Annotated in this window: 13 protein-coding genes; 3 read left to right on the top strand and 10 right to left on the bottom strand. The window is 41.6% G+C overall.

The annotated features are described in order from the left end of the window. Positions 1 to 7: 7 nt before the first annotated feature. The 4 genes from lepA to gpr form a co-directional block, all read right to left on the bottom strand. Positions 8 to 1846, bottom strand: coding sequence for a translation elongation factor 4 (lepA, locus tag MHH23_RS09315; protein ID WP_008342476.1), 1839 nt, complete (start codon positions 1844 to 1846; stop codon positions 8 to 10). Positions 1847 to 2011: 165 nt separating this feature from the next. After that, positions 2012 to 2344 (bottom strand): YqxA family protein, encoded by a 333-nt coding sequence (locus MHH23_RS09310; protein WP_017358024.1) that lies wholly within the window; start codon positions 2342 to 2344, stop codon positions 2012 to 2014. Between the two features lie 13 nt (positions 2345 to 2357). After that, on the bottom strand, positions 2358 to 3566 hold the full coding sequence (locus tag MHH23_RS09305) for a stage II sporulation protein P (RefSeq protein WP_007501337.1): 1209 nt from the start codon (positions 3564 to 3566) through the stop codon (positions 2358 to 2360). A gap of 66 nt (positions 3567 to 3632) precedes the next feature. Continuing rightward, on the bottom strand, positions 3633 to 4748 hold the full coding sequence (gene gpr, locus MHH23_RS09300; RefSeq protein WP_008342483.1) for a GPR endopeptidase: 1116 nt from the start codon (positions 4746 to 4748) through the stop codon (positions 3633 to 3635). A 198-nt stretch (positions 4749 to 4946) separates the two neighbouring features. Between gpr and rpsT the strand changes: the two genes are divergently transcribed. Beyond that, the gene (gene rpsT / locus MHH23_RS09295) at positions 4947 to 5213 is read left to right on the top strand and encodes a 30S ribosomal protein S20 (protein ID WP_008342485.1); all 267 of its coding nucleotides are present in this window, start codon (positions 4947 to 4949) and stop codon (positions 5211 to 5213) included. Between the two features lie 134 nt (positions 5214 to 5347). Here the strand turns inward: rpsT and holA are convergent, their stop codons facing one another. Further along, positions 5348 to 6367: a DNA polymerase III subunit delta gene (holA, locus tag MHH23_RS09290; protein ID WP_340959405.1), complete on the bottom strand. Its 1020-nt coding sequence runs from the start codon at positions 6365 to 6367 to the stop codon at positions 5348 to 5350. 238 nt (positions 6368 to 6605) lie between these two features. Between holA and MHH23_RS09285 the strand changes: the two genes are divergently transcribed. After that, positions 6606 to 6740: a YqzM family protein gene (locus MHH23_RS09285; RefSeq protein ID WP_008342491.1), complete on the top strand. Its 135-nt coding sequence runs from the start codon at positions 6606 to 6608 to the stop codon at positions 6738 to 6740. Between the two features lie 39 nt (positions 6741 to 6779). Here the strand turns inward: MHH23_RS09285 and MHH23_RS09280 are convergent, their stop codons facing one another. The 3 genes from MHH23_RS09280 to MHH23_RS09270 all read right to left on the bottom strand — a co-directional run bounded on the left by MHH23_RS09280 (position 6780) and on the right by MHH23_RS09270 (position 10364). Then, positions 6780 to 9107: a DNA internalization-related competence protein ComEC/Rec2 gene (locus tag MHH23_RS09280; protein ID WP_340959404.1), complete on the bottom strand. Its 2328-nt coding sequence runs from the start codon at positions 9105 to 9107 to the stop codon at positions 6780 to 6782. Continuing rightward, on the bottom strand, positions 9100 to 9669 hold the full coding sequence (locus tag MHH23_RS09275) for a ComE operon protein 2 (protein WP_008356210.1): 570 nt from the start codon (positions 9667 to 9669) through the stop codon (positions 9100 to 9102). The genes MHH23_RS09280 and MHH23_RS09275 overlap by 8 nt, the downstream gene beginning before the upstream one ends. A gap of 65 nt (positions 9670 to 9734) precedes the next feature. Beyond that, positions 9735 to 10364 (bottom strand): ComEA family DNA-binding protein, encoded by a 630-nt coding sequence (locus MHH23_RS09270; RefSeq protein ID WP_340959402.1) that lies wholly within the window; start codon positions 10362 to 10364, stop codon positions 9735 to 9737. Between the two features lie 90 nt (positions 10365 to 10454). Here MHH23_RS09270 and comER point away from each other — a divergent pair, with 90 nt between their 5' ends. Continuing rightward, positions 10455 to 11303 carry a late competence protein ComER gene (comER, locus tag MHH23_RS09265; RefSeq protein ID WP_135009259.1) on the top strand — a complete coding sequence of 283 codons (849 nt, stop codon included), beginning with the start codon at positions 10455 to 10457 and terminating at the stop codon, positions 11301 to 11303. Positions 11304 to 11351: 48 nt separating this feature from the next. Here the strand turns inward: comER and MHH23_RS09260 are convergent, their stop codons facing one another. Continuing rightward, a complete protein-coding gene (locus MHH23_RS09260) occupies positions 11352 to 12095 on the bottom strand; it encodes a class I SAM-dependent DNA methyltransferase (RefSeq protein ID WP_144668045.1) in 744 nt (247 codons plus the stop codon). Then, positions 12092 to 12448 carry a ribosome silencing factor gene (gene rsfS / locus MHH23_RS09255; protein ID WP_008342502.1) on the bottom strand — a complete coding sequence of 119 codons (357 nt, stop codon included), beginning with the start codon at positions 12446 to 12448 and terminating at the stop codon, positions 12092 to 12094. The genes MHH23_RS09260 and rsfS overlap by 4 nt, the downstream gene beginning before the upstream one ends. Positions 12449 to 12454: the final 6 nt, after the last annotated feature.

Below are 12454 nucleotides of genomic sequence, written 5' to 3'. Positions count from 1 at the left end.
GAGGATGTTATTTTTTCGGTGTGCTGTCGTCCATTTTCAGCACGGCCATAAATGCTTCTTGTGGGACTTCTACAGAACCCACTTGCTTCATGCGCTTTTTCCCTTCTTTTTGCTTCTCAAGAAGCTTTCTTTTCCGGGAAATATCTCCACCATAACACTTCGCTAGTACGTTCTTGCGCATTGCTTTAATGGTAGACCGAGCAACAATCTTTTGACCGATCGCTGCCTGAACTGGTACTTCAAAGTGCTGGCGCGGAATCAGTTCTTTCAGCTTTTCTACAATGATCTTTCCGCGTTCATATGCATAATCGCGGTGAACAATAAAGGAAAGTGCGTCGATTTTTTCGCCATTAAGCATGATATCCATTTTCACTAGAGTGGATGGGCGATAGCCGATCAGCTCGTAATCAAAGGATGCATACCCTTTTGTATTGGACTTTAATTGATCAAAGAATTCGTATACGATCTCTGCCAGAGGAATTTCGTACACAATGCTCACGCGGTTTGCATCAAGATATTGCATATCAATGAAATTGCCGCGCTTTCCTTGGCAAAGCTCCATCACAGAACCAACATAATCATTTGGCACCATCATTGTTGCCTTCACGTATGGCTCTTCAATTCGCTCAATCTTTTGCGGATCAGGCAAATTGGACGGGTTATCTACGACGATTTTTTCTCCGTCTGTCATATACACATCGTAAATAACACTTGGCGCTGTCGTAATAAGGTCGATTTTAAATTCACGTTCAATCCGTTCTTGGATGATTTCCATATGAAGCATGCCAAGGAAGCCGCAGCGGAAACCGAAGCCCAGTGCTTGGGATGTCTCTGCCTCATATTGAAGTGAAGAATCGTTTAATTCAAGCTTTTCTAACGCTTCACGCAAGTCGTTATATTTCGCTGTGTCAATTGGATAAAGGCCGCAGTACACCATTGGGTTCAGCTTTCTATATCCAGGTAGAGCTTCTTTCGCAGGGTTTACCGCACTTGTGATCGTATCCCCTACACGTGTATCGCCAACATTTTTAATAGCAGCTGTTAAATAGCCAACATCTCCAACAGTGAGTTCGTCTGTTGGCATTGCTTTCGGTGTAAATACGCCGACTTCAAGCACTTCAAATTCTTTGCCTGTCGCCATCATCTTGATTTTTTGACCCGGTTTGACGGTTCCTTCGACAATTCGTATGTAAGCAATGACGCCACGATACGCATCGTAGAGAGAATCAAAAATGAGGGCTTGAAGTGGTGCTTCTGGATCTCCAGCTGGTGCCGGCACCTTTTCGACGATTTGTTCTAAAATATCCTCGATCCCGATGCCCGCCTTAGCAGAGGTAAGAACAGCTTCAGATGCATCCAACCCGATGACATCTTCAATTTCTTGTCTTACACGTTCAGGTTCTGCGCTCGGCAGATCAATTTTGTTAATGATCGGCAGGATTTCTAAGTTGTTATCAAGAGCTAAATAAACGTTCGCTAGTGTCTGTGCTTCAATGCCTTGTGCTGCATCCACCACAAGAATTGCACCTTCACAGGCAGCTAGGCTTCGAGATACCTCATAGGTGAAGTCGACATGCCCTGGTGTATCAATCAGGTGCATAATATATTCTTCTCCATCCTTCGCCTGATATTTCAGCTGGACAGAGTTTAATTTGATCGTAATGCCGCGTTCACGCTCTAAGTCCATGGAATCAAGTAATTGTTCTTTCATTTCTCGTTGCGTAATCGCCGCTGTTTTTTCCAAAATACGGTCAGCCAATGTGGATTTCCCATGGTCAATATGGGCGATAATGGAGAAATTTCGAATTCTTGATTGCCGTTCTAATCGTTTTTCTTTATCTGTCACAATCTATCACTCCTACTATAAAACGCGGGTTGCGCTAGGTTAGATTATATCAATAGGGCTGTAAAGATTCAATCGAAATCAAGAAAAGCCGCTCATCGGTTAGCGGCTTTCACGAAAAGGTGTGATATCTTATGAAATAACATCCAACATGATGCTTACAACAGTTTATTTACCATTCACCCAATCATAAAGTGTACGGGCTGCATGTGTCATACCATCTGATAATGCTTTTCCAGCCTTAGAGAAGGCATTAAAGCTCTCCATTTCTTCTAGCTGCTTTTGCTTTTCTGCTAAGTCTTTTTGTGTGACAGCTGTTCCGAGGATAGAAGCTTCTTTTTCTTGATCATCATTCGTTTGGACAGTGAAGGCCCCTTTTAATTGCGGATCATGATACCCTTTCATTTGCAGCATGCCATTATTGGCTTGCTGCATTCCTAAAAAGACACCGAATAGCAATACGAGCGATAAAATAATGGTTTTTCCGATAAATGAGCCCATGTCCTCCACCACCTTAAGACCGTTTTTTCTCATCCTTTGCTTTGCCGTCTACCTTTTCTGCGTCCCAGAAAATTTCACTGAACACATCAGCTGCTGCATTGGATGCATTTTTCAGTTCTTCCATATTATTATCCACACCGCCAAATTCTAATAGGAGGGCTTTGTCAGATAAATCTTGATTATAGATTCCATTATCTCCAATTTCTCCTTTGGCAAACACACCGACACTAAGTCCTTTATATTTTTTCTCCATCAAATGGTGGAACTCTGTCGCCAGCTTTAAGTTTTTCTCATAACTTTGATTCTTCTTCCCTACAACAAACGCGATTCTCGCATATTTCTTGCCTTTGATTTCTACTGTCGTATCTTTCTTTCTTCTTGAATCCCGGTGAATATCGATTAAGTAATCTAAGTCATCATTTTTAGCGAGAGCTTCTTTTACAACCAATCTGGATTCATTATACGATTGTGGGTACTTCAACCCTTTTTTCAGTAGTCTTTTTTCAATTTCTGTTTTATCCACTGTGTTGCCGATTCCTTGCTGATCGAGCGCTTTACCAAACATCTCCCCGACAAGGGTGACGTTCACTTTTGAGTGGCGCGCATTGTTTGGGTTTGTTTCTCCTTTTAAAAATGGTAAATATGATTCCGTATTATGTGTGTGATAAATGTACACAGCCTTTCGTTTTCCTGTCGACTGGTCCGGCTCTTTTGCAGGCGTTTTCGGTTCATCTTCATCAAGCTTGTCCAGCTCAGCTAGATTTGCTTCTTTTTCATCTTTGATGACTTCACTTGGAGGCGGCGATTCCATTGGCATATTCGTATAGTCTGTACCTTCACCTGCTAGGATGATTTTTGTATCAAAATGTTCAAAGCCTGGCAGCTCTCTTCCTAGAAAACTGCGGGGGTCTTCTAAATTGATACTTGTGGCAAGTTTGAGTGACAGCCCAGAGAAATGAAATCCTTTTTGATCTTCAGGGACTGCTGAGGCAAAATATTGATTTTCCATCCCCATTAGAGTTGCAAAGAATGCCCCTGACAGCTCATCTGCCACACCATATAATGATGCTTGAGGCCTAAGCTCAGGTTTTAAAGACGTCAAAGCCCCTGACATGACAAACACAACCACCAGAGAGACAATAAACAAAAAAATACTCTTCACTACTTTTGTTCCATTAATCGCAACGACCAATTGTCGAGGACGGCGAGGTCTTTTTTTCATGATTTACTCCCTCCAGCACGCTTTCTAGTAATTACACTATGAGCGAGCTAGAGAAAGTAGAACTGATTAATGATTATAGGAACCCATGTTGTCTTGAGAGATTTTTTGATGAAGTGCTGTATTTAACCCATTGGCGAGTACGTTCGCCATGTCATCAATGAATGTATCCACTTCCTTCGGTGTGACCATTAGATTTTGTCCAAGCGGTGCAAGCACTTCATGGATCAACTGTCTTTTTTCTTCTTCAGGAAGCGTTCCGACGATTCCTAAAAAGGATTGACGCGTTTCATCATCTGGCAAATCTTCTTCATTCAGCACTTTTTTCTTCCCAAATGTCAGACCCGCTGGTACTAAAGATCGGGAAGGTCTATCATCTTTCAGTTCTCTACCAAAATGCTTTAACACGTAATCAATCGTGTCACTTGCGATCGTCACTGCATCGACCACTGTCGGTACACCAATGGCAATGACTGGAATCCCCAAGGTCTCTTTGCTTAATTCTTTTCGTTTATTTCCGACACCCGATCCTGGATGTATACCTGTATCAGAAATTTGAATCGTTGTATTCACCCGTTCTACTGCACGTGCAGCTAGTGCATCGATGGCGATCACAAAATCTGGTTTAGATCGTTCAATGACACCTTGTATAATGTCACTTGTTTCTATACCAGTCAGCCCCATGACTCCAGGCGATAGTGAAGACACTGGGCGATAGCCTTCCTGCACATTCTCAGGCTGTAATTCAAATAAATGGCGTGTCACCAGCAAATTCTCAACTGTGAGCGGCCCTAAAGCATCCGGCGTGACATTCCAGTTTCCGAGTCCTACGACAAGACAGCTCGCATCTGCCTGAATGCCGTGATCTTTTAAAAACTGAGCAAAATGATGGGCAAAAACTTCAACCACTTTTTCTTGCATCTCAGAGTCTTTCTCCCGAATTCCTTGCGCCTCAAGCGTCAAGTATGTCCCTGCCTTTTTTCCGGTCAACTCTTCTCCTTCTGTCGTAATCTCCACAGTGCGGATGCGGATGCCGTGCTCTTCCTTCTCCTTCTCAACAATTCCTTGAATACCGTCCTTTTTGACCACATTCGGATCGTTCTCTTGTTCTAGTATCTCTTTTGTTTCAACGGCCAAATCGGTCCGGATTTGATAAGCGCTTAAATCGAGTTTCTGTTTCTTCATGAAAAGGCTCCTTCCATCAAGTAATTAACAGTAGTCTTTCCATCTCTTTCAAGAAACATTCGAGCGCTTCATCAATGAAAAATACTTTACATTTATATTGCATTCTAAAGGTGTGTTTGATAGAATACAATTTGTTCTATTGTGAAGATTTAACCTTAAGACAATTGTGTTTAGGTTGTATCTTAGGAGGTGAAACACATGCCAAATATTAAATCAGCGATCAAACGTACAAAAACGAATAACGAACGCCGTGCACACAACGCAACAATCAAGTCTGCGATGCGTACTGCGATTAAACAAGTTGAAGTTTCTGTAGCTAACAACGATGCTGAGCAAGCAAAAGCTGCTCTTTCTTCTGCTGCAAAACGCATTGACAAAGCCGTTAAAACTGGTCTTGTACACAAAAACGCAGCTGCGCGTTACAAATCAAGACTTGCGAAACAAGTTAACGGACTTTCTGCATAATGTTTGCAACGCCTCAGTGATGAGGCACCTGTTTAACTGTACGTCCGTCCTGAACGGCTCAGCCATAAGGACAGACTGGCAATTATACATCTAAACAAAAACGACCCTCTTTTGAGAAGGTCGTTTTTTTATGTTCAAGCCCCTAATAACCGAAGCAGGAACAATTCTAATAATAGCTGCTTGTCCTTTTTACCCGTTTTCATTTCATAATCAATCGTGGAGAGCTCTTTGACGATGTACTTTAGCTCATCTTCTGAAAACAGTCTTGCCTGATCCATCGCGAGTTTGACCCGAAATGGGTGGACTTTCAGGTTTGACGCAATTTGTTTTTGCCCGTATCCCTGTTGAGCAAAGTACTTTGTCTGCAATATCAACCGAAATTGATTTGAAATGAGTGCCAATATTTTAATGGGTTCCTCATTTTGCTTTAGGAGATCATAAAACATTTGCATCGCTTCAGACCGGCGCCTGTTCACGATTTGGTTAATCAGTTCGAAAATATTCTGCTCCAAACTTCGTGCAACGAGCTGATTGACATCCGCCAGCTCAATTTCCTCTCGCTGCCCAATATATGTACTTAGCTTTCGAACCTCTTGAAAAAGTGAGGACAGGCTCCCGCCACATAACATGACAAGCTGTTCTGCCGCTTCAGCCGAGATTGTTTTTCCTTCTGTTTTCACTAATGTAATGGTGAAATCTGTTGTTTCTTTCGGATTTAACTCTTTCGCCTCAACCACAGCCGCTTTCTTTTTTAACAATTTGGTGATTTTCTTACGTTCGTCCAGTTTTTCATATGGTGCTAATAACACGAGAATCGTGTAGGGTGCTGGCTTTTCTAAATAAGCTTCTAACACAGAAAGCTGATGCTCGATCTTTTCTTTTTTCTTTTCTGCAGTGAGGAAATAAGGGTTTTTGATCACAACGAGACGCCGCTCTCCCATAAACGGAAATGTTTCTGCGTCCGTCACAGCCTGCTCAAGCGGCACCTCTTCCATATCGAAGACAGAGTAATTAAAATCCTTTGTTTCTTCGTCGACGACAGCTTGTCTCAATTTTGCAGCTGTCTCTTGAAGTAAATACGTTTCTTTTCCATATAAGCAATAAACGGGATGGATATCCCCTTTTTTTAAATTGTTCCATACTTCAAAGACCATTCGCTTAAATCCCTCTCTTTCACTTCCTCCTCTATCCTAAAGCGTGTAGAGACATTAGTAAAGAGGAAGCTGAAAGTGCCGCCTCCTCATTTATAGTAAACGTCTCACGTAAGCTCCCGGGTCAGCTTACAGTCAGACGATATTCACAAAATGATCATGAAAATGGAAAACGGTTACTTTACCTTCTAGCAATTCCAAATGAGTTCAAGTATACTAAAAATAGCCAGGAGGGATGAAAATGAATGAATTTGAAAAGAATGTTCAAAGCAAGCGGAATGATGTGACCGACTCAGCTGTTGGTTTTATCGTCACATTCGGATTTTTCGCCTCAATGTTTATTTTGGCAACAGTGATACACCTCGTTGGATCTTAACTACATGAATGCAAGATGACTGCCGTTTTGGCAGTTTTTTTATTGTTTTTGTAAGATATCATATGGAGGATGAGCGTAAAATGTTCCATCCTCTTCAAGAAATTCATAGGTCACACTTCCATCGATATCTGTACGATACACCTTTGTTTGATGCTCATTTAATTTTTTCAAAACTTCTTGATGAGGATGGTGATACCGATTTCGTTCACCTGCTGAAATCAGTGCATATGACGGGTTCAAATGCTGAAGCCATTCTTCACTTGTTGATCCTTTACTCCCGTGATGTCCAACCTTCAAGACATCCGCTCGTAGCTTGGGGTAAGCTTGAATGATGTCTCGTTCCCCTTCTTGTTCAAGATCCCCAGTCAGCATAAAACGCTTGCCACCAAGCGTAAAGGTGAGGACCAGTGAATCATTATTTTTACTCGTCACCTGGTCACGTGCGGGATGCAGAACGTCAAATTTTTGTCCTCCAATTCTCAGCTGATCCCCTCTTTCCAACTCATCTACAGGAATCCTTTGATCAACCGCTTCCTTTAAAAGCTGCGCATCCTCTGGATTTCGAGCAAAGCCTTTTGGGATTGCAAGGCGCTTGACTTTATTTCGCTTTATTAACCGCATCGCTTCTCCCATATGATCTTGATCTGCATGGGTAAGGATGAGGACATCAAGTTTCGCTATGCCTTTAGAATGCAGAAATGGAATAAGCGTTTGATCCCCAATTGTAGATACTTTACGTCTTTTTTTCCATGGCTCTTCTTCAAAAGAAAGTCTGCCTCCTGTATCGACTAATATATGCCCGGTTCGATAAGGTAACTGAATAAACAAACTATCCCCTTGTCCTACATCTAACATCGTGACCTCTCCTTTTTGAAGAAAATTCGGCGTGAAATAGTGTACAGCCAGCACACAAACGAGAATCAAAATCGGCACAAGATAAGATTTGATAGAAGTTTTACATTCCATCACAATGAATAGAAAAACAATGGAGGAGACCTCTAGGAGAACATGCCACCATGTCGATTTCATAAAAATGAGAGTAAGACTATCGTAAGCAGCCATATGTGCAGACAATTGATGACTAAACTGGATCACCCAATCAAGCAGCTGAAACAGTGTTTGTCCAAGCGGAAGATAAATGATAGATAAAAGAAAAAAGAATAAGGACAGAGGCATGACAACCATTGTATAAAAAGGAACAAACATCATATTTAAAGGAACACTCAGCAAGGAAAATTGCTGAAAATAATATAAAAGAACAGGAAGCGAAGCAAGCTGTGCAATCAAGGAAATGAGGAATAACTGCATCACCGAACTTTTTGCTTTTGATAAAATACTAGTGGATAGCAAAATAAATAAGGTCACCACAAATGACAGTTGAAAACCGACATCAAATATATAAAGTGGTTGAATGGCTAATAAAAGCAAGAACGCTGCACTTAACACGACCGCAGAAGGCTGTTTCATTTCTTTTGGCAGGCTTGTGATGACTAAATAAATTCCAGCCATGAGACAGGCTCTTAACACAGACGGTGCAGCACCTGTTAAACAAGCATAAACCGGCAAAAAGGATAATAAAAGAATACGCGCTGTCTCTCTTGTCACGCCAGCGCGGAGTAGACACCAAAATAGACAAGCGAGCAATGTTTGAACATGAAGTCCTGAAATGGCTAATAAATGAATGATGCCAAGCATTTGATAATCTCTTAATGTATCAGGGTCTATTAAATCACGATCGCCAAAAATAAGTGCCTGCACAATCCCAACAGAACTCTTCGGAACGTGATCTTCTAGAAATTTCAACCCCTTCTGCCTAATAGATGAAAGGTAATGAGAAGGGCTGTCATGTTTCGTGCAGCTTTTCATAGACTGCGTTAGGAAAATAGCATCAATGCCTTTTGTTTTTAGAAATTGATCATATTGAAAGCCATTCGGTATGGTTGCATGTTTGGGCAACCGCATCTCACCTGTCATATGACAGCTCATACCTGGCCCAACATCTTTTAGCGCTTCTTTTTCACGCTCCGTTTGAATCGTATAAAATGCCGCTAGTCGACGATTCTCTGATGAAACAGTCGCTGAAAAGCGATTGCCATCTATTTTCGGAATCGTTTCAATCACAACCGAATCAGAAAATGCTTTTTCTTGTACAGGATGATCCGTTTCAAAAGACTGATGCACCATAAAAATGAGCATATAGATCATTCCACACAAACTGACCATTAGAAAGAGCTGGGGTGTTTTTTTCAGCAGACTGAAAAGAAGACATACAAGAAGAAAAAGGAGAAAATACGAATGAAGATGATATGCGGCCAGAGCAATTCCAACAGCTGCTGAAATCGCCCCGAACGGCAAATACTTAAACATAGGAAGTAAATAATTGATTCGCCTTTTCATGCATTTGACGAATTTCTGTTTCGCTAAGTCCTGATTCACTTAGTTTACCTATTAAATCCGCAACAAAGGCTAATTTTTCTTGGTTTTTTAAGTCAATAATCATCTCATCTAGTTCAACCTGTTCTGTTTGAACTCCGGCCTGTTCAAATAAATCAACAGCATATGGATGATTTTTATAATCCTTCGCATAATACACTGTTCGAATACCTGCTTGAATAATCGCTTTACAGCACTGCAAGCAAGGAAAATGCGTCACATATATTTCAGCATCAGCCGTTGGTGCACCAAATTTGGCACATTGTAAAATAGCGTTCATCTCCGCATGGATTGTACGAACGCAGTGATGATCTATGACATAGCATCCTACATCTGCACAATGTACGTCGCCGGCAATGGATCCATTATATCCACCTGCAATGATGCGCTTGTCTCTTACGATCGTTGCCCCAACAGCTAGCCGCTCACAGGTGCTTCGCAAAGCAAGCAAATGGCTTTGAGCCATAAAATATTGATTCCATGAAATTCTCTCCACGAGCTGATCCCTCCAGAATGATGTATGGTATTAAGTGTACATGCCTTTCTTCTATACCGTCAATTCTACTTAACCGTCAGTTGATTTTTCAGCCGTTCAATGGTCTTCTCTCCAAAACCCGAAATATTCCGCAAATCTTCAATTTGCTGAAATTCTCCATGTTCTTCTCTATACGCAATGATGGCTTCCGCTTTGGCTGGGCCTATTCCGTTAATGGTCTGCAATTCCGCTGCATCAGCTTGATTGACATTCACCCCTTGACTCTGTTCATTTCCCGGCGGCGTATTAGCCGCTGCTGTTTGTCCCTGCTTGTCACCTTCCCCCTTCTTTCGTACATAAATCATCATACTGTCCTCTAATTTTGCTGCTTGATTGATGTCAACTGTATCTGCCTTACTCGTAAAACCACCTGCTCTTTTAATTGCTTCTTCAACTCTGTCCTCAGCCATAAATGCATACACGCCCGGCTTCCGTACAGCTCCTTTGACCTCTACTACGATGGGTGTTGGCTCTTTTTCTGCACTCTCTTGTTTTTCTTCTAATGTGACCCGCGTTTCATGTTGTTCTTTCAATACACTTGGCTCGGCGCTGCCTTTCTCTTTTCCTACTAAAAAGCAGAAACAGATGATGTTAAGGATGATAATTCCCGCTATCAGATAAAGACTGTATTTTTTCAACGAATTGAGCTGCTTCACTTGTTCACGCTTCTTTCAATCATATTTTCACGCTGCTTCACATACTGTTTAGAAGATAACAGATCCTATGCGTCTAAGGAGGGAGAACGTTTGAATATAGGGTTAATCGGTACAGGAAACATGGGTACCATACTTACTGAGGCATTTATTGAATCAAAAGCAGTCAATCCCTCATCAATCACCATTACAAATCGGACCATCGAAAAAGCGTTCAATATAAAAAAGAATCACCCAGAGGTCGAAGTGACGAAACAGCTTTCAGGAGCTGTAACAGATAAAGATTTCATCTTTGTTTGTGTCAAACCACTTGATATTTATCCGCTTTTAAAAGAGCTGAGCCCACTTTTAAAAGAACAGCAAACCATTGTCATCATTACAAGTCCGGTTCATCCTGAACAGCTTCAAGACATTGTTCCTTGTCAAACAGCCAGACTGATCCCAAGCATCACCAACCGCGCGTTATCAGGCGCATCACTTTTAACATTTGGTTCATCATGCAATGTCGCGACAAAAGCAGCGCTCAGACAACTCGCTTCCCGCATTTCAACACCAATAGAAATTGATCATTCAATCACACGGGCAGCCTCAGATATTGTCAGCTGCGGTCCTGCCTTTATTAGCTTTCTTGTTCAGAAAATGATTGAAGCCGCTGTTGAAGAAACGGATATTTCAAAAGAAGAAGCCACCACCTTATCAGAAGATATGCTTGTAGGACTTGGCCGTTTGATTGAAAAAAGGGTGTATACCCTGCCGACACTGCAAGAGAAGGTGTGTGTAAAAGGCGGCGTCACCGGCGAGGGCATTAAAGCACTTGAAGCAGGTGTTCAAGATATGTTCCATCAGCTTTTTCAGAACACTCATGACAAGTTCGATGAGGATGTAGAAGCGGTTGCGCATCAATACCCACCGAGTGTGTTTACTGATGATCTCAGAAATTAAACATGTTCGCAACAAGCGAAAAAAGGGTTTTAAAAAAACCATCGTCCATTAAACGATGGTTTTTGGTTTCTTCGCTGAAATAAAATATCTTTCTGCACATTCTTGAGGTGCTTCATTTGTAAAATCAGCGGTCACTTCAATCTGTTCAAAGCCAGCGGACTCAAGGAACGCTGCATATGTCTCAAAAGGAAATGTACGTTGTTCGTGCGTTTCATCATAACGCTCATACACGTCTCCGTCTTTTACAAAAAAGCTTAAATCATGAATAACCGAATATGGGTCATCCCCTTTATCACTCTGCCAAATGTAGCTGATTTCTTCATCTTGATCGGCATAAGTAGAGCCAGGAAATACCTCTTCCATTTTATAAGGGGTATGAACATCAAACAATAAAACCCCACCTGTCTCTAAAAGCTGAAACATGTTTTTAAAGGTTTTTTTGACGTCATTTTCGTTTTTTAGATAATTCAAAGAATCACAGCAAATAACCGCTGCTTGAAAAGTTTGTTCAAACCCCTCAAGCTCTCTCATATCTTGATGTAAAAATTGAATAGACTGCTTATGAGCCTGTGCTTTTTGCTGCGCAAATGCCAGCATCTCTTCACTTAGGTCAATTCCTGTGACCATGTGGCCTTTTGCAGCTAACCGAAGAGAGATCTCTCCAGTTCCACAACCTACATCGATAATCGCACTATTTGGCTTGATATACCGCTGTATCCACTGAACCCATTCATCATAAGGGGCATGTGTCATGAGCTCATCATACACACCTGCAAACCCTTGATAAATCATGAGTTAATGCCAAGTGAAAGCGTTTCTCTCGGCGCATCTCCCCAAAGCTTCTCTAAGTTATAGTATCCTCTTTCCTCTTTGTGGAACACATGAGCAATGACATCTCCTAGATCAATCAATACCCATCTTGCTTCGTCAAAGCCTTCCATCTTTTTGACTTCGATGCCGCCTTCTTCTGCAAGGTGTTTCACTTCTCTTGCAATGGCCTGTACTTGTTTGTCAGAATTCCCGTGACAAATGAGAAAATAATCTGCAACAAGTGAGATCCCTTGCATATTCAGGGCAATAATATCCTCTGCCCGTTTATCATCGCACGCTCCTGCTGCGATGTTTAAAATTGATGATGCATCCATCAAAAT

Origin of the sequence: Bacillus sp. FSL K6-3458 (assembly GCF_038005045.1) — a bacterium.
Lineage (GTDB): Bacteria > Bacillota > Bacilli > Bacillales > Bacillaceae > Bacillus > Bacillus altitudinis.
This window is presented reverse-complemented; position numbering and strand designations above follow the sequence as displayed.